Genomic DNA, 25,167 nt, shown 5'->3' with positions numbered 1-25,167 from the left:
TGCCTCACTTACCTTCAAACACCTTGGCAAGACCCTTGGCGCTCAGCGCCGCGATCTCTTCTGCCGAATAACCGATATCGCTCAAAATCGCCTCGGTATCCATGCCGTGCTTAGGCATGCCGCGCCAGATCTTGCCTGGGTTGTTCTTGAACTTAGGCATCACGTTAGGGCCCTTGTAGGCCTTGCCGTCGATGTTGGTCCACTCGGTGATGGACTCACGCGCCTGGTACTGAGGATTTCCTTCCAACTCAGGGATGGTCAGCACCTTGGCACAGGCAATCTTCAGCTCGGCAAAGCGTGCCAACACGGCTTCGATGGTCTTGCCGTTGAGGTAGTTGTCCAGGCTGGTCTCGACTTCGTCGCCAAATGGGCATTCCACCCTATGGATAAGCTGAGTGCCCTCTGGGATCTCGGGCGTTGCCCACAGGTGGCTAATGCCCATGTCCTTAAACATCTCTTCAATCTGCATGGCACCCACCAGCTCCATGACGATGTAACCATCGGCACACTTGTAGAGGCCGCAACCGGCATAGTAAGGATCTTTACCTTTGGTCATGCGTGGGCAGACTTCGCCGCCGTTGAAGTAGTCCATCATGAAATACTGCCCCATGCGCAGCATCACCTCATACATGGCCACATCGATACTCTCGCCGATCCCCGTCTCACGCACCTTATGCAGGGCCGCCAAGGCCGCCGTGGTGACCGTCATCCCCGAAAAGTAATCGGCGGTATAAGGGAAGGCCGGCATAGGCTGGTCTTTGTCGCCGTTTTGGATCAGATAACCACTGAAGGCCTGGGCAATGGTGTTGTAGGCCGCAAGGTTGGTGTACTCCTCGGTGCCGTACTGGCCGAAGCCTGAAAGGTGAGCGACCACCAGCTTAGGGTTGTGTTGCCATAACACCTCATCTGTGATGCCGCGACGGGCAAAGGCTGGGCCCTTACTGGCCTCGATGAAGATGTCTGTGGTCTCCATCAACTTAAGGAAGGCATCGCGGCCTTCATCCTTAAAGATATTGAGCGACAAGGCGTGTAGGTTACGACGCGACAGCTCTGGATAGTGAGGCTGCACGCGAATGGTATCTGTGTAGGCGACGTTTTCAATCCAGATCACCTCGGCGCCCCACTCGGCTAACATCTGCGCCGCGAATGGGCCGGCAATTTCAATCCCTGAGAACACCACACGCAGGCCCGACAGGGGACCAAATTGCGGGGTAAATAACTTTTTCGACATATCTAGCATCCTTTTTCACACAAACCCGTCCCCGGCACTGATACGCAGGCATCAATGCGGTAGCGAATTTTCAAGGTTAATGAGATTGTGAGGAGATGGCGGCCATCACACCGCCATCCTTGGCCAGCGACGCTGGGAGCCGCGTCGCTGCCCTCCCCGTTTAGCGATATTGCTTTAACACGGCACGGCCCAGGGTGAGGATCTGCATCTCATCCGAACCACCGGAGACGCGGTCGACACGGATGTCGCGCCACATACGGCCGATGCGGTGTTCGCCGGCGATAGCGTAGCCACCTAATACCTGCATGGCGGAGTCGATCACCTCGAAGCCGGCATTGGCACAGAAGTATTTACACATGGCAGAGTCACCCGATGTCATAGTGCCTTGGTCGCACTTCCACGCCGCTTCATAGACCATGTTCTTCATGCTGTTCAGCTTGATCGCCATATGGGCAAACTTGTCCTGGATCAGCTGGAAGCGACCGATAGTCTCACCAAACTGTACGCGCTGGTTGGCGTATTTGGCCGCATCTTCGAAGGCGCAGTAGGCCGCGCCATAGTTGGTCAATGCCACCAGGAAACGCTCCGAGTCGAACTCTTCCTTCACACGCAGGAAGCCGTTGCCCTCGATACCGAACATGTCTGATTCTTCCAGCTCGACCTCGTCAAACTGCAGCTCACAGCAGCTGTCCATCTTGAGGCCCAGCTTAGGGAGCTTGCTTAGCTTGATGCCAGGCTTGGTCATGTCGACAAACCATTCGGTGAACACAGGTGTTTCGCTGTCAGCATCTTTAGCCATCACCACCACGTAAGGGATACCGGCGGCGCTGGTGATGAAGCACTTGCTACCCGTCAGGTAAACCTTGCCGTTACGGCGCTTGTAGGTGGTCAGCAGGCTGCCCACATCTGAACCCGCGCTTGGCTCGGTAATGGCCGAGTTCCACATCTGCTTACCTGTTCCGCGCAGCGCCATGATCTTGTCTATCTGATCTTGGTTGCCGTGTCTCAGCACAGTCGCAATGCCTGGCAGTTGATACAGGACATAAGTCGGGGCGCCCAGGCGACCCAGCTCTTCCCAGATTGCCGTGAGGGTTACCATGCCCTCTTCGAATCCACCGTGCTCCTCAGGCAGTAGCAGGCTATCGATACCCATCTCGGCCAGCTCTTTGACAAACCTTTCAGGGTACTGGCTATTTTCATCACACTCGGCAAAATAGCTTTCCCAGTTCTCCTTCGCCATCAGATCGCGAATACCAGAAACGAATAGCTCTTGTTCGTCGGTTAATTTAAAGTCCATCGTATATTCCTATCTTTACGGTTAACGACTGCTTAGGGGAGAAGCTCCAGCCTAAGAAGCCCACTTGTTTTTACGTGCATCTTTTAAGAACGAGATGATCACCAGGATGTTGACAATCACTAGCGGTGCGCCGCCGGCAATAATGGCCGTCTGCAGCGGTTTCAACCCACCCAGCGACAGCAGCACGATACCGATAACGCCCACCAACACAGACCAACCCACACGGATCCAAACAGGTGGCTCGTTGTCGGCGTCGGCGCCCTTACAGGTCGACATAGCGAGGGTGTAAGAACAGGCGTTAATCAGGGTGACAGTTGCCAGGAAGCAGAGAATGAAGAAGCCCCACATGGTGATTGTGCTCATGGGTAAGGCAGCCCAGGTCTCAATGATGGCGCGTGGCGCACCATGGTCTTGGATCAGCTGGCCCATGTTAATGATGCTTTCGTGCATCAGGTTAACTGTGTTACTGCCCAGGATGGTCCACAGGAACCAGGTAGAAGCGGTTAGACCCAATACCATGGTCAGACACAGCTCACGTACGGTACGACCGCGAGAGATCTTGGCGAGGAAGATACACATCTGAATGCCATACACTACCCACCAGGCCCAGTAGAAAACGGTCCAATCTTGTGGCCAGCTGTCAGCACTGATAGAACTTGTGTAGAACAGCATGCGCGGCAGGTAAGCCAGCATCACACCGACAGATTCGGTGAAGTAGTTGACGGTAAAGCTGGTTGCACCGATTAAGAACACCCAGAACAGCATGATAATGCTCAGGTAGCTACGCAGGTCACTGGCTATTTTGATCCCCTTAGTCAGACCAAATGCCACGCACACGGCGTTAAAGATGATCCACACAGAGATAACAAAGGTATCGACCTCAATAGTACGCTCGATGCCAAACAACCACTGAATACACTCGGTCACCAGCGGCGTCGCCAAACCTAGGCTGGTGCCCATGGCCAGGATTAATGCCACGACATAGATGTTGTCGATGAAGGAACCCAGGATCCCCTTGTGATGCTTGCCCAGTACCGGCTCAAGGGTACCGCTCGGACGAACCACATCCATCTTCTTCACGAACAGGAAGTAACCCAGGGCGACGGTAAAGAAGCCATAGCCCATCCAAGGCAAGGGACCCCAGTGGAAGAGACTATAGGCCACCCCAAGCTCTTTGGCTTGCACCGACATAGACTCGATTTCAAAGGGTGGGTAAGTCAGATAGTAGTAAGCCTCTAACGATCCCCAGTAGAGCACTGCGGCCGAGGTACAGGAGGCAAACATCAAGAAGATCCAACTACCTGTGCTGAACTCGGGTTTTTCCTGACCCAAGCGGTTGTTTGCATAGGGTCCCCAGACCAGCCAACCCCAACCTATGGCTAGGGCTATCATGTACCACTCGAATGCCCATCCCCAAGAGTGGGTTAGATAATGAAATACATCCTTGATAATTACGTTTGCCGCATCGAGATCCCTTACGGTCAGGTAAGAGAGCAATATGACGGCAATCAGAGAAGGAAAAAAGATTTTAGGTTCAATCGTGACCTTCTTCTTTTTCCCCGCTGCGAGATCAAATCCCATGGTTTTTTCGTTCATCTTAATAGATCTCCCTCTTCATAGGAGGACAATAGGTAAAAGCCAATTTAATTAATATGCTTCGCGTTATTGACAAGCTGGGTTCAATAAACGCTTTTACATAAAATTGATAAGCAGTTTTTATTTTGATTCACCACACAACTTTAAATTCATCATTAATTCTGACTCATTAAAGGCTTAGCAGGCATTTAAATAATACGCGGCAACTTTAATTGTTCAGTGATCGTTATCACGTATAAATAAAATCAAAAAAAACAGCTAAAAAAGCATCACTCAAGATGATGAATGCGTCAAAAACAACTATCGAACCGATCACAAAAAACATGTGCTCGCGATATCAAAGCAGGAATAAAAAGTGATTTGCATCATATTTAAACTTAAGACAAAACCAGGACAATGCGCAGGAAAAAAACAATTAAAACAACGACATAAACAACACAACAGTGATAACAAAAGTCATTAAAAAACATTCAAAACGAATTCTAAAGTTACTATTAGAAAAACTAAAATGAGACAAATAAGCCAGGCTAAACAGGCTATAAGGATATCTTAATCACTTTATTAGCCAAACTTATAACCAGTTTAAAGAAACTAAATAAACACACCAATATTAGCCAGACTAATATATCCGTTAGAAACTCTACCTACAGAAAAAACACATTCAAACCATAAATGTGAAGTGTGTAACATCGAATTAAATATTTCTGATCTTATAATTTCCACACAGTCAATCAACAGAATGGCAAATACAATTTATTTATCGTCTATCTGTAACGACTCAAGGTTTAACTTATTAATATCAAGAGTCGAAAACCCTGACATAAACTAGGCCAGGTTAGTCGACAACATATTAATGTCATCTCGTTATTGATAAGACAGTAAATAAACACTGATAATTTGGAGATATAATGAAAATTATTACCTGCTATAAACTGGTCCCCGAAGAACAAGACATATCGATCAATGGCGACGGCTCAGTAGAGACCAGCAAGGCTGCCCCTAAGATCAACCCATTCGATCTCAATGCCGTTGAAGCCGGCGTACAGATAAAGTCTATGGTCGAAGGCAGCCAGCTGACCGCGTTAAGCGTGGGTGGCAAGGCACTGGACAATCCAAAGGCACGCAAAGATATCCTCTCTCGCGGCCCGGATGATCTGACCTTAGTGATCGATGAACAGTTTGAAGCCATGCTCCCCCATCAAACCGCACGTGTGCTTGCTAGTGCAGCGCGCAAATGCGAGTTCGACCTGATCCTTTGTGGTGACGGCTCGGGCGATCTGTTCGCCCAACAGGTTGGCATGCAATTAGGTGAGCTACTAAATGTCAGCACCATCAATGCCGTCAGCAAGATTGTCTCGGTAACCGAAAACACCCTGACCGTCGAGCGCGCATTGGACGATGAAGTCGAAGTGCTGGAAATCACCCTGCCCGCAGTAGTCTCGGTATCTGCCGACATCAACGAACCTCAGATCCCATCGATGAAGACGATTCTGGCTGCGGCCAAAAAACCCGTTGCCACACTGGACACAGAAGCGCTTGAATTGGCAGCCCTACCTAAACTGGTCGACGCCATCAGTGTTGTCGCACCTAAACAGGCCGAGCGTGCACAAGTCATCGTCGAAGGTGACGATGAGGCACAAATCGCGGCCTTTGCCGACCATCTACGTAAAGCACTTAACTAATCGAGGGGAATACGATGAGCAAACTGTCAAATGTATGGGTATTTAGTGATATTGCTGCACGTCTACCCGAAACGATCACCGGTGGTCGCGCCCTGGGCGAAAAAGTATCGGCCTTTATCATCGGCAGCGAAGCCGATATCGCGACCGCCTATTCCTATGGTGCCAGCCATGTCTACTACCTAGGCAACAAGGCCGACACCCAGATGATCGAAGACTTTGCGACAACCATGAGCCAGGCCATCAAGGATGGCGAGAAACCTGCACTGATGCTGCTACCGGCAACCAAGCGTTGCAAGGCGCTGGCGGCAAAACTCAGTGTCCAGCTCGAAGCAGGCCTGATCAACGATGCAACCGAGGTGACACTCGACGATGGCGTCGTCGCCAAACACATGGTGTACGGCGGCCTAGCCATCGGCACCGAGCGAATCTCCTCTACTGTGGCCTTAGTCACCCTTGCCAGCGGCGCCTTTGAGCCACAAGCGGCCGATACCTCATTAACCGGTGAAGGCGTTTCCTTGCCCTTCGTCGCCCCTAAGCAGGCGATCACCTGCATCGAGCGCCGCGTCAAGCAAGGTAACAGCGTCGACCTAGGTAAGGCCAAACGTGTTATCGCCGTCGGTAGCGGTATCGGCAGCCTGGACAACCTGGCACTCGCCGGCGAGCTTGCCGCGACCTTCCAGCCGAACTCGGCTGCTCTCGCCCTATCGCCGAGACAGAGAAGTGGATGGAGCGCGAGCGTTATGTGGGCGTGTCGGGTGTGATGCTTAAACCCGATGTCTATCTTGCCCTGGGGATCTCGGGACAGATCCAGCACATGGTGGGCGCCCTAGGCTCTCAAACCATCCTCGCGGTCAACAAGGATAAGAATGCGCCGATCTTCCAATATGTGGATTACGGCCTGGTGGGCGACATCAACAAGGTACTGCCAGCACTTATCCAGGCGATGAAAGCCTAGGCTGAACAAGGCAGGTAGCCGGGCCCCTGGCTTGGCTACTTTCCCCCAACAGAAGAAGAGTGACTAGATATGTCAGAAGAAGCATTTGATGCGATCGTCGTTGGTGCTGGACTCGCAGGCTGTGTTGCCGCCTATGTCCTGGCCAAAGAAGGCGCCGATGTATTGGTGATCGAGCGTGGTAATTACGCCGGCAGCAAAAACATGACGGGCGGCCGCCTCTACGCCCATAGCCTGGAGAAGATCATCCCAGGCTTTGCCAAGGAGGCCCCCATAGAACGCAAGGTCACCAAGGAAAAGGTCACCTTCCTGACCGATGATACCGGCGTCACCCTGGACTATCACAATGGCCGCGATCAGAGCCCGGTGCAGGAGTCTTACACCCTGCTGCGCGGTGAGTTTGACCAATGGCTAATGGGCAAGGCCGAAGAGGTGGGCGCACAATTTATCACCGGCATTCGTGTCGATGAGATCCTCACCCAAGATGGCAAGGTCATCGGCGTCAAAGCCGATGGCGACGAACTCACGGCAAAGGCAGTGATCTTGGCCGAAGGGGTCAACCCAGTGCTGGGCGAACAGTTAGGCATGGTGAAACCTAAGGTGAGCGCCGATGCCATGGCGGTTGGCGTGAAGGAGTTGATCGAACTGCCTGAAGCCGTGATCAAAGACAGATTTAACCTGCAGGATGACGAAGGTGCCGCCTGGCTGTTTGCCGGCTCCCCCTCTAACGGCCTGATGGGCGGTGGCTTTATCTATACCAACCGCACCAGCATCTCATTGGGTATTGTCTGTGGCCTGCATGGCATAGGTGAATCGGATAAGAGCGTACCTCAGATGCTGGAAGACTTTAAGAATCACTCGCTCATCAAGCCGCTCATCGAAGGCGGCAAGCTGCTGGAGTACTCAGGCCACGTGGTGCCCGAAGCAGGCCTGAACATGGTGCCTAAGCTGGTCGATGATGGCGTGCTTATCACGGGTGATGCCGCCGGATTCTGTCTCAACGTCGGCTATACGGTGCGCGGCATGGATCTCGCCATCGCCTCTGGAGAGGCTGCGGCCAAGGCAGTACTCGCGGCGCGCGCCCAGCAAGACTTCTCGGCCCAGGGCCTGAGCAGCTACCAGAGCCTGCTGGAAGAGAGCTTCCTTATGAAGGACATGAAGCTGTACAAGCAGCTCCCCGCCTTCATGGAGACGCCACGCATCTTCAATCAGTATCCAAAGATGGTGGCCGACATCATGCACGAGATGTTCATCATAGACGGAACCCCTGCCCAGCCGCTGCGCAAGACCCTGCTCAAGCACTGTAAAGAGGTAGGTTTCATGAACCTAATCAAAGATGGTTATAAAGGAGTCACATCAATATGACCGAAGCAGTCAATGTCGACGTGAAATTGGGTGTCAATAAGTTCTATGTCGATGAGGGACACCCGCACATCATTTTAAAAGACAATCCCAATATCCAGGAGTATCGCAAGCTGGTAAACGCCTGCCCCGCGGGTCTCTACAAACTGGAGCAAGACGGTAGTGTACGTTTCGACTCCGCCGGTTGCCTGGAGTGCGGCACCTGCAAGTTTCTCTGCGGCGAGACCATTCTAGAGAAGTGGGAGTACCCGAGAGGAACGTTCGGCATCGAATACCGTTACGGATAACACGATATTAAATGGATTTATATATTTAGAGTCTTTAATCGTTATTATCGCGCCAATAATACCATCATGAATGTCGACTATTCAGACAGCTGAATATTAAACCCGGCATTATCAATAAAATTTATTTTATTGTGCGCGATAAAAAATAACCAAAGCCCTACACCGATCACGAAGTTATAAATTAACAATTAACAGACTTTAAAACTGAACAGAAAACTTGGTTACATCACCGTTTACAAAATGTAAACCAGATAAAATAACAGCGCAGGCAACAGATTATAAAAAAGATCATATGTACAAATTTAAACCTATGTACATTTTAACGCCTGACACAACCCAATTGGTTGTGATTTAAATTAACAAGTTAAGTCGGTGGTTAGAAGCATGAAATCAAAGAAGAGTTTCGATGATTTGGAGTTTACTCCGCTTCATAAAAAAATAATGTTATGGGGAAGTGGTGGTCCATTCCTCGATGGTTATGTCTTAGTCATCATTGGGTTAGCCTTACAACAGCTAACCCCCGCCCTAGCACTGGACGCCCAGTGGATTGGTCTCGTCGGCGCCGCAACCTTAGTCGGCCTGTTTATCGGCACTGCGCTATTTGGCTATGTCGCCGATCTGTTCGGACGCAAGCTGATGTTCATGATAGACATCATCGCCATCGCCGTCCTCTCCTTCGCAACCATGTTCGTCTCCTCTCCCATAGAACTGGTGATACTACGCTTCCTCATCGGCATCGTCATCGGCGCCGATTACCCCATCGCCACCTCTATGGTTGCCGAATTCTCGCCAACCAAACAACGCGCCTTCACCATGGGCTTCATCGCCGCCATGTGGTACGTGGGCGCGACGGCCGCCAACATGGTGGGTTACCTGCTGTACGATGTGCAAGACGGCTGGCGCTGGATGTTTGGCAGTGCCGTCATCCCCTGTTTAGTCATCCTACTCGGACGATTCCATCTGCCGGAATCCCCAAGATGGCTGCTGAAGAAGGGACGCACCGAGGAGTGCAAACAGGTGATGAACCAGTTTTTCGGTAAAGATATCAGCCTGAATTTTGAAACGGCGGAGCAAACCAAATACAGCAAATTATTTGAGCCGGTTTATCTGAAACGCATCCTATTTATCGGCATCATCTGGACCTGCCAAGTGATCCCTATGTTCGCCATATATACCTTTGGCCCCGAGATCATCGAACTGCTGGGCTTCACCGACGGCAAAGATGCGGCCCTGGGTAATATTGTCATCAGTATCTTCTTCATGGCGGGCTGCATTCCGGCCATGTACTGGCTCAATTCCATCGGCCGTCGCCCCCTACTCATCGGCAGTTTTGCCATCATGACAGCGGCACTGGCATTGCTTGGCGTGGTCAACAACCCCAGCATCTGGCTGATTGTGGCGGCGTTTGCCATCTATGCCTTCTTCTCTGGCGGCCCGGGGATCCTGCAGTGGCTCTACCCTAACGAGCTGTTTCCGACAGAGATTCGCGCCTCGGCGGTGGGCGCCGTGATGTCCTTCAGCCGCATAGGCACCATTGTTTCCACCTACTGCCTGCCACTCTTTATGGCGAGCTATGGCATATCGGCCACCCTGCTGGTTGGCGCGGCAATCTCGCTCCTGGGTCTGCTGGTATCTGTCTTTATGGCGCCCGAAACCAAGGGACTGGCGCTAGAAACAACCAGTGCAGCCGACTTTTAATAGGTATTTTATGACGAAACAATATCCATATTAAAAACAAGGATAAATAGATTAATAAATAGCTAACCAGAACATTAATTAATCAAGAAATGAAACTATCTATAAATCATTACCACTCTTGCTGAGTTCAGGTAAGGAGGCTTTACACACTTTGAAAACAACAGGATATATATAAATTTCTATATCAATAAAGAAAAAGTAACAAGTAAATACACAGCAACACAGATAAATAATTAATTTGGAAATATGATGATGAATAAAAAAACATTTTGCCTTTCTATTTTAGCCAGTGCCATGGCACTGAGTGGTTTCAATACTTTTGCTGCCGAAGAGGATGGCATTAATATTCACGGCGCCGTGCGTGTTAACTATGCCTATAAAGACTATAGCGAGAGTTCTAAGGATAAAGGCGGCGACTTTTCATTCGACATGGCCTCGCTAAGATTCGACGGCAAGCTAGGAAACTGGGGATTGAAGTCAGACTATCGTTTCACCTCTGGCACCAACTACATCAAGTACGGCTACGCCTTCTATGATCTCAACCCAGAGTGGCAACTTCAGATGGGTATCAACCAGGTGCCTTTCGGTAACAGAGATTATATTTCAAATAGTTACTGGTTCGGCCTGCCCTACTACCTGGGCTTCGAAGATGACTATGACATCGGCGTAAAGGCCACCTTCGAGCGCAATGGCTGGCATACCGATATGGCCTTCTACAAAGGCGCCGAGTACGGCCCAACCGAGAACAAGCGTTATGCCGCCGATCTCTACACAGGCACCATTAACGGTACCGAATACAACAACGAAGAGACCAATCAGATCAACCTGCGCCAGACCTATACCTTCGAACACCAGGGCGGCACCACCACGCTGGGTGCATCCTTAGAGGCCGGCCAAATCTACAACGCCAAGACGGGCAATAACGGCGACCGCTACGCCGTCGCCGCCCACCTCAACACAGTATTCGATGGCTGGAACATTCAACTGCAGGCGATGCAATATGAGTTTGATGCAGCCGATGCCGTCGATGACAACAAGATTGCCGTATCTGTGGTGAGCTGGCAGTACGAGGTAGCTTCAAAGGGGCAGATCTATAACCTGAACATCGCTAAGACCATCCCGACCGATTGGGGCAGCATCAAATTCTACAACGATTTCGGTCTGATGACACCTGACGTTGAAGATGAGACCTACGACAACAGTATGCAAAACGTCTTAGGCGCCGCGCTATCGGCGGGCCCAACCTACACCCATATCGACTTTATCATGGGTAAAAACATGACCTTCTCTACCGCCAACAACGACCACGTCGGTCTACCCGAAGTGGGTGATGATTGGGACAAACGTATCAACATCAGCATGGCCTACTATTTCTAACCGCCAGTGTGGTTAATCGGCTATCGGACGCCACCCTCATTCGATAGTCGATGACCACCTTTAGGGTCAGCTCCGAGTTCGTTTAACGCTGTACGACTACCTTTTGGCCCAGCCTTCGCCCCGTCGAAGGCTTTTTTTAATTTATCAATGAGGTTATCAGCGCATGTTCAAGCTTAAAAACCTAGCCGTTAATCACAAGATAGCGCTCGCCTTTAGCTGTATCGCCGTTGCCATCGTGGCCCTCAGCATGATGCTAATTTCGGGACTCAATCAGACACGTGACAATATTCTCACGCTGACGGATGAGGTGCTGCCCAACGTCTTGCTGGTCGAGAAGATTAAGTTTGTCACTATCTTCATTCGCCGAGATCAATTCAGTTTTCTTCCCAGTATTGGCGACCCCGAAATGAAGAGCTGGATGCAAACGACAGACGATATGATCCAAGATGTCACTAGGATGATTGACTCTTACGAGAAAGCCATTAAAACCGACGCAGAGCGTCAGGCGTTTATACTGGCAAGAACACATTGGCGCGATTACCTCGCTGCCCAGAGTGGCTTTAACGAGATAGTGTTGAAACAAGATTTAGCCGGGGCAAACACTTACCTGCTCAGTTCATACAAGCAGTTCAACAAGATGCAAGAAGCCCTAAACCAGCTCACCGCCATCAATGTGACCCGTACCGAAGCCGACAGAGTCAGCACCCTAGAAGGTGTGAGTCGCACCAGCATTAAAACCTATATAGGTATCGCCGCCGTATTTGTACTTATGGCATTGATGACACTCTTACTGGGTAGGCAGATTCGCGCACCGCTGCATGCCGTGATGCAGATGGCTCAGGCGATTGCCAGTGGTGATCTGACCTACAACATAGATCGCAAGCAGATAGGCACAGATGAATTTGGCCAGCTAGCCGATACCTGTATCAGCATGCAAAACAATTTAACGGCCTTGGTAACTCAGATCAGTGCCGCGGTAGAGCAGCTAAGCACCTCTATCGAAGAGGTCAGCGCCATCTCTACCCAGTCTTCTCAAGGCATGGCCGCGCAGCAAAGTGAAATTACCATGGTCGCCACGGCAATGCAGCAGATGCAGGCCACGGTCAATGAGGTCGCCATGAACACAGAGGAAGCCTCTACATCGGCCAACGCCGCCAATGACTTTGCCGACCGAGGCAACCAAGAGGTTAAACACAATATCCAGGCCATCGAACGGGTCTCCACTGTGATCGACGAGGCCGGTGAAATGGTGGCGCAACTGGAGAAGGACTCTGCCAGTATCTCCATGGTCGTAGACGTGATTGGCGGTATTGCCGAACAAACAAACCTGCTGGCGCTCAATGCCGCCATCGAGGCCGCACGGGCCGGCGAGCAAGGCAGAGGCTTTGCTGTGGTTGCCGACGAGGTGAGAACCTTGGCCGGCAGGACTCAAGATTCTACTCGTCAGATAGTGGAGATTATCGAGCAGCTGCAACAAAGAGCCGTTGAGGCCGGCGGCGCCACCAAACAAAGTTGTGAGATGATTCGTCGCTGTGTGTCACAGAGCCTGGCAGCCGGCGATAAGATAAGCGAAATCGAAGTCGCCGTAGCACAGATTGCGGCGATGAACATTCAGATCGCCAGCGCTTGTAGCGAACAAAACTCGGTGACCGAAAACCTCAGCCAAAACATAGAACGAATCAATGTCTCCTCGGCGGAGGCTGCTCAGGGTGCCAGCCAGACGGCCCAGGCCTGTATTGAGTTGAGCCAACTCTCCCTGGAACTCAAAACCATGGTCGATCACTTTCAAACGACCTAGGGTTCCCTCCCGCTGCGATGATAGCTATCTGGCCCTGCGGTATTTACCCCAGGGCCTTTCTGTTTCGCTTAACGGATAAGATTGCAATACAATGACACTTCACTCTCTATTAGCTTCAACTTTAACCACTAAAAATAACAGAATAGCCATGGCCCGCCCCAACAAGAAAGCCCCCAGCCGCAGCGTCGAAATTTACTGCGCCCAATGCAAGACGCGCCTGTTCAAATATCGAAAAGGAGGAAAAGGCGCCCTGGTCAAATGCTTCAAGGAGCGCATCGTTGAGGACGACACTCATACGCCCTGTCACTGCCCAAACTGTGAGCAATGCTTTGCCCGTGACACCTTGATAAGAGGCGTACCCGCTTTTAAGATTATCGGTGGCAAAGTCATAATGAAATAGCTAACCGTTTGCGAAGTAAGGTAAAAATATTTAGTCTTGGTTTAAAACCATTCGCAGTGGCTAAAGGAATCGTAAACTTAAATGGATCACCCCATGGTATTCGCCAAGCGCTCACAAAACGTCTCGATTGCCAGCCCTGGGTTAACATCATGGCTGTCACTTGTTATGAGCCGGACCAGGCTCATGCTCACCGCCCTGGCCTTGATACTGTTTAACGTTAATAGCAACGCCTGTGAACTCATCATGGGCTATCGCACCAGTGAGCGCCTGCCCTACATACATGCCGAGCCGGATAATCAGGGGCTCTATCTTGCGCTTTATCAGCTAGCCAGCGAGCGAATTGGCTGCTCACTCAAGGTGTACAGGGCCCCCAAGAAGCGAATACTCAGGGCGCTGCGGCTAGGCAAGGTGGATTTCTACCCTGGCTTTGGCTTTACCCAAAAGCGTAATCATTATGCTTACTTCATTGCCAATGGTCTGTTCGAGAGATACACGGGGATCAGCCACGCGGGAATAGAGGAAATAAGCTCACTCCATGATCTAGTCGGCACCCCCTACGTGCTGCTCATTTCTCCCGGCGGCTATGATCTCGATGGCATTCCCAAGGGGGTCATTACACGCCGCCCACCCGAGATGGATGCCGCTCAGGCCTTTGAGCTGTTGAGCACGGGTAAGGGGGACTTTTTCAGCTATGACGAGACAACACTAAGGTATGAGTTGGCACACCATCCTCATCCAGAGCTCAAGCTTCACCCCAAATGCTGTGAACCGATGCGCGACATGTACCTGGGTTTTTCCAGGAAGAGCCGATACTTTAAAGCGATACCTAATCCAGAATTCTCCCCCGAAAAGCCTGAGTCCATTGATAATAGGCGACAGCTACTCGCGTCAGACAGCAAGGCTCATGCGCTGGCCATTGAGCTGGCAAAGATGCGCGCCAGCGGTGAAACAGAAAAGATTAGAGGGAGCTTCTTCGCCCCATCTCAGGTCAGTCACTAAGCCGACTCGGCGCGTACTTCGCCGCCGCAAATGACTTTATTGTGTCACAAAAAGCAACTATCCTATTGGATGCAGCGATGGCAGCAGTAGGCAAAGCAGAGTCACTGCATAAGGGACAGGTCAAACAAACTAAGGGATGAGTATGAACGCACTTATCAAGGCATGGAATGCCACACCAGAACTGCTTAAACCAATAGTCGCGCTGTCGTTATTGGGCTTATTAGTCATTGGCGCCTTTTTCTGCGGCCAGCTGATCGGCCTGCTGATCTATTAACGCTTATGTTAAAGCTTGTTTTGATGGTTAAGGATTGAACAGAATCCATGATACCCTAGGGCCTGTTGACCTTTTGAGAACAATTTTTGTTCTAATTAAGCACGTTCAAATCGCGGCATGAGGCTTGAAGTATAGTTATTCTATATAAAAGCCGAGTAACAAAGCGTTGAACGTGCTCAAGACGAACCCTGCAAAAATGAACGCGAAAGATAAACAGGCCCTAGGCAATCGGCAGACTTAGGATTGCCTAGGATCGCCAATGGCTACTCTCTGTTTTGCATGAAATCTTCGCTGAAGTCGGTTGGCCAGTACTTATAACCTTGCACCGTTGCCTGAGCTGCCGCCCCCATCAGATTGACTTGGTAAGTCTTCACCCCGTCGAGATCCACAGATTGATTGGCCGACATCTGTTCATCATTTTCCTTGTACTTGGCACTGGCCTCGGCCTGGGCCTGGCCCTCATAACCCGAGTCCTTAAACCTTTGTAGCGCATCAGGTTTCATGAACGCCTGCACGAAGGCCATCTGCTTCCAACCAATGCCCGCACCTACGCCGCCGGTTGCAAAACGATAGTAGCTGTTGCTGCCCCCTTCACTGAGTACACAAATTCCACCACCCGTAGACAAGGCAAACAGATAACTGTTACTGCCTGTGCAGACCACATGGGCGATCGAATTGGCCACGGCCGATTTAGCAGCAGGATGCTGCGCATAGATACTGGCCAGAGCCTCCTGGGTCTCCTGGCGCGCGTTGGCCTTCTTCGCCTCAGGCGTGTTACCCGTCGCACAACCCGCAACAAGTGTTACCCCGATAAATGCCATAAGTGTTTTTTTTGTCGAAAATGTAAACATACCAACTCTCTCTTAACGCCAGCACAAAATGCGCAAAGCAATATTAACTAACTGAATATAAAGCAAAAAAATTAATAGGCCGCGTAATATAGTCCCCACCTTAGACAAAGCAACAACGGGGAGTCATTTTTGCGATCTCTGTACGAATTTTATTCACACCCTAGATTCGTGTCCCACATGAGAAAGCGATAGCCGCGCTGGGCTCTCAAGCCCCAAGATGTGGCTAGCGCCAAAGAGGTAACAAGCGCCAAGGCGCGACATTTTGTCTCGCCACAGCCTTAATTCAGCGATCCCTGTAGCAAGTTAAATGCCCTGCCAAACTCCCCTATTGCTCAGAGAGTAAAACTCGGGTCTGATAGGCCCAACTATGACGAACAGGGATTTTTAATCATGAAATATCAGTGGTTTCTCGGCACGCTTTTCATCGCAGGAATGAGCACTCAGGTAGTCGCCCACGAGGCGCCCATAGAGTTTCGCGCCGCCGGCAGCCTCAAGGCGGCCATGACAGAGGTGATAGGTGCCTATCAGGCCAAGAGCCATAGCGAGGTTGCGCCTCAGTTTGCCCCTTCGGGACTCCTCAGATCGCGTATCGAAGCGGGGGAAAAGGTAGATCTGTTCGCCTCGGCTAACATGAAACACCCAACTACCCTGAGTAAGGCATCTCGCAGCGGCGATGTGGTGATGTTTGCCCGCAACAAGCTCTGCGCACTGGCACAGCCGGAAGTGGCGCTCACCAGCGACACCCTGCTCACCCAGATGCTAAACAGCAAGATACGCCTTGGTACCTCTACGCCAAAGGCCGACCCTGCCGGCGACTATGCCTTTAAGGTCTTCGAGCGCGCCGAACACCTATCGCCAGGCGCCCAGCAGCAGCTCGAGACCAAGGCGCTGCAGCTCACGGGAGGCCCAGACAGCGCCAAGCCGCCAAAAGGCCGCAACCCCTATGGCTGGGTGATGGAGAACAAGCAAGCGGATATCTTCCTCACCTACTGCACCAACGCCGTGTTGGCGCAGAAGGAAGTTAAGTCCCTGAAGATAGTCCAGCTACCGGATAACCTGAGTGTCGGCGCAAACTACGGTCTGACCGTAATTCAGGATGCGCAGCCACACGCCGCCGAACTGGCGCTGTTCATCTTGTCGCCTCAAGGACAGAAGATTCTGGCCAGCTACGGCTTCGATACACCGACACTGCCTTAACTAAATGCCAAGGGGCTGATGACCACCAGCCCCTTGATTATGCGTCACAGCAATAGCAATTGAATCACTCGTGATTGAAAAGATCGAGCGCCGCCCGGCTCATCGCCTGAACACCCGTCTCTATGGTAACAGGGTGATCCGGTGCAAACTTGCTGGAGTGCAGCGAGGGGAGACTCGCGCCCGATGCCTGACTGGCGTCATAGTCGGCCACAGGCACGGCGCCCAACCAGAACAGGGTGATAGGCCTTTTGGCCGGCGTTAGCCCATACAGACCAAAATCTTCGCCCGCCATCACAGGCGATGCCTCCCAGACATTGTCCTCCCCCAGCTGCTTGGCGATACTCGCCCTGACCCTAGCGGTTTGCCCAGGGTCGTTGTAGGTCGAAGGAATACTCTCCTCCTGATGCACATACACCTCTGGCCATTCGGCCTCGGTCAAGCCCGCGCTGATGGCGATCCCCTGAGTGAGGCGCTTAATGGCGGCGATCTGCTGCTCTCGCACCTTAGGGTCATAGGAGCGTAGCGTGAGTTGTAGCTTCACCTCGTTGCCTATGATGTTATGTTTCGAGCCACCGTGAATGGAGCCCACGGTGATCACATTGGGCGCCAGTGGCGAGACTTCCCGGCTGACAATGGTCTGCAGGGCCAGTACGATGCGCGCCGTGAGCACCACAGGATCAACCGTGGTATGAGGATAGGCGCCATGGCCGCCGCGTCCCTTAACCCTGATATCCACAGAATCCACGTTCGCCAGGGCATAACCCGGCGCTATCGCCACCTTACCGGCCGGCACAGAGGCGCTGACATGTAGGCCAAGGATATGATCTGGGGTCGGGAACTGGCTAAACAGCCCCTGCTTCAGCATGGCCTTGGCGCCACCGCCCACCTCCTCGGCTGGCTGAGCCACCAACATCAAGGTGCCCTGCCATTGGTCTTTTTGCTTGATCAGCTGCTGCGCCGTGCCAACCAGGTTGGTCATATGCACATCGTGGCCGCAGGCGTGCATCACCCCCACCGAATTGCCCTGGGCGTTTATGGTGGTGACCTTAGAGGCATAGTCTTTGCCCGTCTCCTCGACTATCGGCAGGGCATCGGTATCGGCACGGATCATCACAGTCGGCCCCTCGCCGTTACGGTAGATCCCCACCACACCATGGCCGCCAAAGTCCTGAGTCACCTCTATGCCCAGGGCCTCGAACTCGGCCGCCATCCTCTCGCCGCTGCGCTTCTCATGATAGGAGAGCTCCGGGTGTTGATGCAGATCCAGATAGAGGCTGGAGAGCGCTGGCATGGCTTGCTTAACCGACTGCGACAGCCCCTCACTCTGGGCCCAGAGGCTCTGGCTAGTGCTAAGGGCTACCAGGGCGCCCAGCAAACAGGATTGATGAATGAATTGGCGTAACATGCTTGACTCCATTGCCTAAATTTTTTCCACAAGACCTCCAGCATAGCGACTCTTAGCGACGAAACCAATCCAGCTCTTATTACCGCCCCCATACACCAGCAGTGAGTAGAAGGAGCGCGTTGCCCTCCCTTGCCATTTGCCCTTATCCAATAAAAAACGCAGCCTTGGCTGCGTTTTTTATTGGATAAGGGCGCAAAATGATAGAAAAGCGCTATAGGCGGTAACTTAGACTCAACTTGGCATTGCGCTCGGCGCCCGGCATGCCACCGAGGAACATGGCTTTTTCATAGTATTGCTCATCCAGCAGGTTGTTGACATTTAGCTGTACCTGCCAATTGTCGGCCTGATAACTCACCGCCGCATCCATCACTGTATAGCTAGGCACGTAGCCATCTGGGATACCAAATGATGAGGAATGTGTGCTGCGATCATCGACATATTTTGCCCCCAGGCTGATATTGAGCGCATTGGGCAAATTAAACCAGTCGGCACCATAGGTGACCCAAGTGCTTGCCGTCACATAGGGAACCCCTTTCTGGCGACTATCGAAACTACTACTATTGGGATCTTGTTTGTCCCTGGCATCCTGGTAGACACCATTGAGGTTAATCGACCAGCGATCGCTGAGATGTGCATTTAAGTCGAGTTCAACCCCCTTGGTCTCTTCACTGCCATCATAGAAGTATTGCGGCACATCTGGGCCTGAGACCCCGGCTTCGTAATCCTTGTTATTGTATTGCAGATTGGTACGCGAACTCTCAAACAGGACGATTGAAGCCAGCATCTGATCATCAAATGCCTTAAAGCGCACGCCAAGGTCATTGCTGATAGACTCAGAGTCTTCTCGATCCGTGCCATCCCCCTGTAGGCTACCCAATATGCTATATGCGGTGCGTCCTTTGGAGTGATTAATGAAGAACGACAGGTTTTCGGTCGGCATATAGGTGACGCCTAAGTTGTAGGTCACCCCATCGTCTGAGGTATCGGCTTCAGGCGTCGGTTCTGCACGGCTGGCACTGTAACGCGCATCGACACCATAATGCTCATAGCGTTGGGAAATATCGTTGAATGCGATGCCCACACGCGTCGTAATACCGAAATCAAAGTAACCCACGTGTTGCAGCCCTAACCCCCATGCCTGCACCTTCTTGTCATAGTTACTGGTCATCAGCGGATCGTAATCTTCAAACGTCCCCTGGGCCCAATTGGGTGAGCGGATGTCAAAAATGTAAGGCAGCTGCCCCTGGTAGATCACCTCACCCGCTTTATTCTTGATCACCTTATCCGCATCATAGATGGAGTATTGTTTGAAGCGGATGTTTCGATCTTCAAAATTGGCGTTAACTAACAGCTCATTATCAATACCGGCAAAGGAAAAGTCATAACGCAGATCGGCAAAGTACTGCCAGGATGTCTCATCGGCCTCAACCTGACGATATTCCTGACGACGGGCGGCAAAGGGATAAAGCACATCATCGACAACTAATGGCGCGCGAGGATCGGCATTGATAGTCCCGCGGCGGTTCCAGTACACATAGTTATACGCCCCGGTCTGGCGGGCAAAACCGGACTGATAGTCGCGATACTGCAACTGCTGATTAAGGAACAGATTATCGGCGAAGAAGATGTTGTGGGTCAGCTTAAACCTTAGCTCCTCGCCCTCATTGTCTTTCGCCATCGGGGAGATGATCCCCGCCTCACCGAAGGCGTAGGGCGTCAGTCCATCGCCAGTAGCGAGGGAGTCGGCCAGCTGTTGACGTTGGGCTTCAGTGAGCTGTAATCCCGCATTAGATGGGTCGTTGACCAGATCTTGCCAGCTCACCTCTTCTGCGGGTTTTCCGCCTACCGAGGCCGCGTTATAGATGCGAATGGGGTGCCCGATAGAATCCACCGCTATCGCATCTTTGATATAGGCCGCGCTGAACATGATGTCCTGATCATCGCTGAGCAGATATTTCAATGAAGCATAAGCCTCGTCCCTGTCGGTGCCTATGTCGCGATAACCATCGCTTCTGGCATGCTTGGCCACTAAATGATAGGCCAGCTTGTCTGTCATAGCCGCAGTGCTGTCTATGCCCAAGGAATAGCTATCCCACTGACCGACTTCTGCACTGAATTGGTGGCTGGCATTAAACTGCGGCTTCTTCTCGATAAGATTTATCACGCCGCCCGCACTGCCCATGCCATACAGCCCGGTTGCAGGGCCCTTTAATACCTCGACCGACTCGACATTTGTCAGTGAGCGGGTCGGGTTGAAGGTGTTCCCCAGTCCGGCGCCACCATACATGCCATCATAGGTGTAGTTCGCCCCCAAACCACGGATCACGATATTATCGCCGATACCATAGTTGTTACCCGCCTGGGTCACACCACTGATGTTGCGCAGCAGTGCTTGTAGCTCTGTCGCCCCTTGTGTGGTGATTAACTCTTCATCCACAACCACCACAGCCGCGGGTGTTTCCATGAGTGACATATCGGATTTAGTCGCCAGACCTGAGTTCATCACGACTCGGTTCTGCCGGCCATATACGGTAATGCGTTCGACGTCCGGCGAAGCTTGTTGCTCGATACTGGTATTGTCTTGTTGTGCCGATACCGACAAGGACACGGCACACCCTAGCGCGACTGCTGATAAGCGCATCTGTTTCATCTGTTAATAATCCCCATTAGAACTGCACGCAGATGATAACGATTATCAATATCATTTCAATATAATAAAGTCAGGCGGATACAATTACGCAGCCTTTGTAATTGTTTATAAAGGATTTAACTGGATTTTTTTACATTGTAAATGCAATTTAAGTGCAGGCTTTTCGATGGCATAACTAAATTTAGGGGATAAAAAAGCAGCCCAGAGGGCTGCATCTTAATCATCGGCACTAAAGCACTGACAGCTAAAACTGATAATGCACGCCTAAATAGACATTGCTCCAGTCACTATCGAGCTGATCCGTTAGGCCAGTGGCATCGAGATCTGTGTATAGCATCTCATAGGCAACGCGCACATTGACCCCATTTTGAAACGCCATGTTAAAGCCCGCGCCCCACAGCCAACCGTTGCCGTCGTAGTCCAGATCGGCCTCGACCTTAGTGGCTGCGATACCCGCCTTGATAAACATAGAGTAGGTATCATTGAAATAGTGGTGAAACTTGGCCGCGAAAGACAACTGATTGGCCTTCACATCGCCCACATCGACAAAGTTGTCGGTACGAACATAGGTGCTCTCGACGGCGAAATTTTTACTGAAATAGTAACCGCCATAGAGACCATAACTGATGGCAGACTCGTCAAACTCTCCCGCCTCAAGCTGAGAATGACCCGCCATGGCTCCCAGGTAATACCCCTCAATATCGGCAACGGCCATCGCCGATCCCGATACGATGAGACTCGCCAAGGACAGTGCCAGCAAAGATACGCGCTTCATGCTTCCCCTAGTTACGAAACAGTTAAAATGTAGCTAGCATACTAGACTAAAAATCACATTAAATTAAGTCTTTAATTACAACTTTGTTAAAGATTCGACCAAGGCATAAGAGCTAGTGAGACAAGGGATTCCCGGCCATAAAAAATGCAGCCTAGGCTGCATTTTCTCTCAACCGGCCCGTCATCTTTCGGGCAGGTCTACAGGCTTGATGGGTAGCAATTACTGCTTCTCATCCTCGGCGGGTCCAGTAAGGGGCTTGTTACCCGAAATCATCGCCGACACCAGTCCAGGCTGATGCTTGATCTCCGCCACTATCACCCCGGCCACATGCAGCACTATCATCAGGATCAGTAGATAGACGCTATACACATGCACCTCGCCGGCCAGCGACTTATAGGGCTTCAATAGCGCCACCTTCTGCGCATCGACGCCCGTGTCATCATAGGGCTTGATGCCGGCCCCCTCGACGCCAGGCTGAGCGATATAATCGCTAACGGCGCCACCAAATGGCGGGTAGTAGATATCGGTTCCGGCGCGCACCAGGCCAGTCAACATGATGGTCAGCAACAATAGCATCATGGCAAAGATAGCCAGGCGCCCCATGGGATTATGGTGCAGATACTGGGGCGACTCGCCCTTGGCCAGCTTGGCCTTGTAGCCTGATAATCCCTTGAGATCCGGGATCAACTGACTCAGGCGGGCGCTATGACTGCCGATGACGCCCCAGATCAGTCTGATAGTCAGATTAATGGCAAACAGGTAACCGACCCAGACATGCAGTTTCTTCAGGCCTATCTTGGCTTCCAGACCGCTGATGCCGATATCGCCCTTAAACAGCATTAGCATGCCTATGAAGATCAGCACCATGACTAAGCCAAGGTTTATCCAGTGAAATAACCGCGTGGGTTTATCCCACACCTTGTAAACCTTCACCTCTTGATTAAATGCCTCGTGTGACATCGTCTCCCCCATTTCAGACGTTTATCCATTGGCTAATAATATACGCCTGTTGGGGGCAAAATTTTGTGAAATATGCTTCATGGCAAGGCAACTTAACCTTAATTTCTTTATGGTTAATTGATCTCGCCACGAAGGAAGATCTCGATAACTTTGTTAACCCTGCTGGCGGCGTCTGATAAGGCTCAACCAGCCCAACCCCAGTAGCCCGAACAGCCAGCCCACTGAGAGGCTACCGCCACTCACCTCCACCTCGGTGATGACTTCATCGACCACATACTCGTCGCGATCGGCACTCTCCAGCGGCAGACCATAGAGGTCATCCACATCATCGCTGCTGATGGTAGCGACGATATCGCTGTAGCCCACCTCATAGAGGTCGATCAACACATCGTAATGGTCCGTCGGATAGCCAGTGTGCAAGGTGGTCAGCACCTCAAAATCATCATCGGTGGCATCGTCGACTATGGTGAACACATCTGTGGTGTGGTACAGCTCCCAGGGCCCGCCGTTACGACTCAGGTAGAGATCGGCGTAGACGTCGGCATGCTCGCCCACATAATAGCTGTGGACGTCGGCGTCGAAGGTCACGCTGAAGGTGCGATAGAAACCATCATAGTCGAAGTCTTCAAACAGGCGGCTACTGGCCTCATAGATAACGAACTCATGATAGATCCCCGCCTCGAGGCGCTGAGCGGAGGACTTGAGCACCTTAGTCCCAGCATCGGATGCGCCTTGCGTCAGTGCCTGACGCTCGGCAATCACCTGATCACGTGTCTTACGCGGAGCTGGTGCCACCTCTTGCTGTTTAAGCAATTCGGCACTTGCCTGCTGCGAGTCTGTCATGCGCTGCCCGGCGCGGCTAAAACCTTGGGCCAGGGTCTGCTGATCCTGTACTACGCTGGTCGATGCAGAGCCGACTAAACCATTTAGCTCAGCGGTATTGTCGGCCGCCATCACCACGCCGCTGCCCAGCATGGCCATTAAGGCAGTGGCCTTGATGGCGGTATACACCTTGCCCAGTGCGGAGGGGGTATGAGTTGCCTGCTGTTGGCTATGTTTCATCGTGAGTCTGTTCATAATCAATCTCCAATAAATGGACTAGGTCCTGCTTAAGGCCATTAGAAGCGATCGAAAATGAACATAAGCTGAACATTAAAAATCAGCTTATTCAACAAGATGGCGTAAAAATAAACATTCAGCTCATGTTCATCTGCACTCCCTAACAATGAAAGAGCACGCTTGCCTATCTGCCCTGGCGAGCATGGAGATTCGCGGCATATGTTTCTTATTTTTATAGGATCTTTTACACTGTCCGAAGAATTCAACACAGGTGATTTTGATGAAACCAGCCCTAATATTGATCGCCATAGCATCACTCCTGTTTCCCCTACAAGGAAACAGTGCAGGCTATGGAATATCGGCGGCCAGTAGCAGCATCTTGATGGCGGCTCAGAAAAATACTCATCAAAATCTGCGTGTTAAAAATCGTCAGCAGGCCACCCAGATGGTAAAGGGGCGCTATAACGCCAAGGTCTTAAGCGTGCAATCTGCAAGGGTCAATGGCAACCCAGGCTACCGCGCCAAGTTGCTCAGTAAGGATGGCGTCGTCTTCTATGTCGCCATAGACGCCGTCACAGGACAAATGAGCAGACAATAAGCCTGCTTGAGAGGAAGGACACGCCGATGCGATTACTACTGGTTGAAGACGATTTAGCGCTGCAGGAAAACCTGAGACAACACCTGCTGGATGCCAACTACACCTTAGATATCGCCAGCGACGGCGAAGAAGGCCTGTTTCAGGGACAGGAATATCCCTACGATGCCGCCATTATCGATGTGGGCCTGCCTAAGCTCGATGGTATCGCCCTGATCGCCAGGCTCAGAGAAGAGGGAATTGACTATCCCATACTGATACTGACCGCCCGCGATAACTGGCAGGACAAGGTCGAAGGCCTGGATGCCGGCGCCGACGACTACCTGACCAAGCCGTTTCATCCCGAAGAGTTGATCGCCAGGCTCAAGGCGCTTATTCGCCGGGCGGCGGGCAAGTCCAGCCCCTTGATCCAAAACGGCCCCTACTCCCTCAACACCAGCAGCCACGAGATTAAATTTGGCGAGCAGGAAGTCAGCCTGAGCGGCTCGGAATACAAGCTGTTCGAGTATTTCATGCTGCATATCGGCGAGGTGAAATCCAAGAGCATACTGATCGAGCACATCTATGATCAGGATTTCGACTTAGACTCCAACGTCATCGAGGTCTTTATCAGACGTCTGCGTAAGAAGCTGGATCCGGACGGCCAATATGGCCTCATCGAGACACTGCGTGGCCAGGGCTATCGCCTCAAGCCCCTGGATAACGACTAAGGGTTCGAGATC

Annotated in this window: 23 protein-coding genes; 14 read left to right on the top strand and 9 right to left on the bottom strand. The window is 51.7% G+C overall.

Annotation, left to right across the window (positions count from 1 at the left end):
- Nucleotides 1–4: 4 nt before the first annotated feature.
- From caiB to caiT, 3 genes are all read right to left on the bottom strand, one after another.
- Nucleotides 5–1,231: an L-carnitine CoA-transferase gene (caiB, locus tag DB48_RS05185; protein WP_041509241.1), complete on the bottom strand. Its 1,227-nt coding sequence runs from the start codon at nt 1,229–1,231 to the stop codon at nt 5–7.
- 160 nt (nt 1,232–1,391) lie between these two features.
- Nucleotides 1,392–2,528: a crotonobetainyl-CoA dehydrogenase gene (gene caiA / locus DB48_RS05180; protein WP_041509240.1), complete on the bottom strand. Its 1,137-nt coding sequence runs from the start codon at nt 2,526–2,528 to the stop codon at nt 1,392–1,394.
- A 51-nt stretch (nt 2,529–2,579) separates the two neighbouring features.
- Nucleotides 2,580–4,124, bottom strand: a complete 1,545-nt coding sequence (caiT, locus tag DB48_RS05175; protein WP_052813667.1) for an L-carnitine/gamma-butyrobetaine antiporter — start codon at nt 4,122–4,124, stop codon at nt 2,580–2,582.
- A 908-nt stretch (nt 4,125–5,032) separates the two neighbouring features.
- On the opposite strand from caiT, the gene fixA reads away from it, so the two are divergent.
- The 11 genes from fixA to DB48_RS20495 all read left to right on the top strand — a co-directional run bounded on the left by fixA (nt 5,033) and on the right by DB48_RS20495 (nt 14,953).
- Complete coding sequence (gene fixA / locus DB48_RS05170; protein ID WP_041509239.1) at nt 5,033–5,806, top strand: putative electron transfer flavoprotein FixA; 774 nt, start codon at nt 5,033–5,035, stop codon at nt 5,804–5,806.
- 14 nt (nt 5,807–5,820) lie between these two features.
- Nucleotides 5,821–6,567 (top strand): electron transfer flavoprotein subunit alpha, encoded by a 747-nt coding sequence (locus tag DB48_RS05165; protein ID WP_235375346.1) that lies wholly within the window; start codon nt 5,821–5,823, stop codon nt 6,565–6,567.
- Complete coding sequence (locus tag DB48_RS20375; protein ID WP_235375345.1) at nt 6,531–6,761, top strand: FAD-binding protein; 231 nt, start codon at nt 6,531–6,533, stop codon at nt 6,759–6,761. Before DB48_RS05165 ends, DB48_RS20375 begins: the two co-directional genes overlap by 37 nt.
- A gap of 69 nt (nt 6,762–6,830) precedes the next feature.
- Complete coding sequence (gene fixC, locus DB48_RS05160; protein WP_041509238.1) at nt 6,831–8,123, top strand: FAD-dependent oxidoreductase FixC; 1,293 nt, start codon at nt 6,831–6,833, stop codon at nt 8,121–8,123.
- On the top strand, nt 8,120–8,407 hold the full coding sequence (locus DB48_RS05155; protein WP_041509237.1) for a 4Fe-4S dicluster domain-containing protein: 288 nt from the start codon (nt 8,120–8,122) through the stop codon (nt 8,405–8,407). Before fixC ends, DB48_RS05155 begins: the two co-directional genes overlap by 4 nt.
- Before the next feature lie 384 nt (nt 8,408–8,791).
- Nucleotides 8,792–10,105 carry an MFS transporter gene (locus DB48_RS05150; protein WP_041509236.1) on the top strand — a complete coding sequence of 438 codons (1,314 nt, stop codon included), beginning with the start codon at nt 8,792–8,794 and terminating at the stop codon, nt 10,103–10,105.
- Nucleotides 10,106–10,354: 249 nt separating this feature from the next.
- Nucleotides 10,355–11,482: a hypothetical protein gene (locus DB48_RS05145; protein ID WP_041509235.1), complete on the top strand. Its 1,128-nt coding sequence runs from the start codon at nt 10,355–10,357 to the stop codon at nt 11,480–11,482.
- A 163-nt stretch (nt 11,483–11,645) separates the two neighbouring features.
- Nucleotides 11,646–13,280 (top strand): methyl-accepting chemotaxis protein, encoded by a 1,635-nt coding sequence (locus tag DB48_RS05140; RefSeq protein ID WP_041509234.1) that lies wholly within the window; start codon nt 11,646–11,648, stop codon nt 13,278–13,280.
- A 148-nt stretch (nt 13,281–13,428) separates the two neighbouring features.
- Nucleotides 13,429–13,680: a hypothetical protein gene (locus DB48_RS20370; protein ID WP_082035583.1), complete on the top strand. Its 252-nt coding sequence runs from the start codon at nt 13,429–13,431 to the stop codon at nt 13,678–13,680.
- Nucleotides 13,681–13,845: 165 nt separating this feature from the next.
- Nucleotides 13,846–14,679, top strand: a complete 834-nt coding sequence (locus DB48_RS05135; protein WP_041509535.1) for a substrate-binding periplasmic protein — start codon at nt 13,846–13,848, stop codon at nt 14,677–14,679.
- 142 nt (nt 14,680–14,821) lie between these two features.
- Nucleotides 14,822–14,953, top strand: coding sequence for a hypothetical protein (locus DB48_RS20495; protein WP_268747951.1), 132 nt, complete (start codon nt 14,822–14,824; stop codon nt 14,951–14,953).
- A 263-nt stretch (nt 14,954–15,216) separates the two neighbouring features.
- Here DB48_RS20495 and DB48_RS05130 read toward each other — a convergent pair whose 3' ends face one another.
- Nucleotides 15,217–15,804, bottom strand: coding sequence for a hypothetical protein (locus DB48_RS05130; protein WP_041509233.1), 588 nt, complete (start codon nt 15,802–15,804; stop codon nt 15,217–15,219).
- Between the two features lie 390 nt (nt 15,805–16,194).
- Between DB48_RS05130 and DB48_RS05125 the strand changes: the two genes are divergently transcribed.
- Nucleotides 16,195–17,001 carry a molybdate ABC transporter substrate-binding protein gene (locus tag DB48_RS05125; RefSeq protein ID WP_041509232.1) on the top strand — a complete coding sequence of 269 codons (807 nt, stop codon included), beginning with the start codon at nt 16,195–16,197 and terminating at the stop codon, nt 16,999–17,001.
- A 64-nt stretch (nt 17,002–17,065) separates the two neighbouring features.
- On the opposite strand, the gene DB48_RS05120 is transcribed toward DB48_RS05125, so the two are convergent.
- The 5 genes from DB48_RS05120 to DB48_RS20270 form a co-directional block, all read right to left on the bottom strand.
- Nucleotides 17,066–18,406: a M20 metallopeptidase family protein gene (locus DB48_RS05120; protein ID WP_041509231.1), complete on the bottom strand. Its 1,341-nt coding sequence runs from the start codon at nt 18,404–18,406 to the stop codon at nt 17,066–17,068.
- A 211-nt stretch (nt 18,407–18,617) separates the two neighbouring features.
- Nucleotides 18,618–21,056, bottom strand: coding sequence for a TonB-dependent receptor (locus DB48_RS05115; RefSeq protein ID WP_041509230.1), 2,439 nt, complete (start codon nt 21,054–21,056; stop codon nt 18,618–18,620).
- A 244-nt stretch (nt 21,057–21,300) separates the two neighbouring features.
- Nucleotides 21,301–21,831 (bottom strand): outer membrane beta-barrel protein, encoded by a 531-nt coding sequence (locus DB48_RS05110; RefSeq protein ID WP_041509229.1) that lies wholly within the window; start codon nt 21,829–21,831, stop codon nt 21,301–21,303.
- A 219-nt stretch (nt 21,832–22,050) separates the two neighbouring features.
- Nucleotides 22,051–22,791 (bottom strand): cytochrome b/b6 domain-containing protein, encoded by a 741-nt coding sequence (locus DB48_RS05105; protein ID WP_041509534.1) that lies wholly within the window; start codon nt 22,789–22,791, stop codon nt 22,051–22,053.
- A gap of 153 nt (nt 22,792–22,944) precedes the next feature.
- Entirely contained in the window at nt 22,945–23,868 is a 924-nt protein-coding gene (locus DB48_RS20270) for a choice-of-anchor H family protein (protein WP_052813665.1), read from the bottom strand.
- 262 nt (nt 23,869–24,130) lie between these two features.
- Here DB48_RS20270 and DB48_RS05095 point away from each other — a divergent pair, with 262 nt between their 5' ends.
- Both DB48_RS05095 and DB48_RS05090 read left to right on the top strand, forming a co-directional pair.
- On the top strand, nt 24,131–24,448 hold the full coding sequence (locus DB48_RS05095) for a PepSY domain-containing protein (protein ID WP_041509228.1): 318 nt from the start codon (nt 24,131–24,133) through the stop codon (nt 24,446–24,448).
- A 26-nt stretch (nt 24,449–24,474) separates the two neighbouring features.
- On the top strand, nt 24,475–25,155 hold the full coding sequence (locus DB48_RS05090; protein ID WP_041509227.1) for a response regulator transcription factor: 681 nt from the start codon (nt 24,475–24,477) through the stop codon (nt 25,153–25,155).
- The last annotated feature ends 12 nt before the right edge of the window (nt 25,156–25,167 follow it).

The sequence above is a fragment of the Shewanella sp. cp20 genome (genome assembly GCF_000832025.1).
In the GTDB taxonomy this organism is placed as follows: Bacteria; Pseudomonadota; Gammaproteobacteria; order Enterobacterales; family Shewanellaceae; genus Shewanella.
The sequence above is the reverse complement of the archived record's forward strand: the minus strand, read 5'-3'. Positions and strand labels throughout refer to the sequence as shown.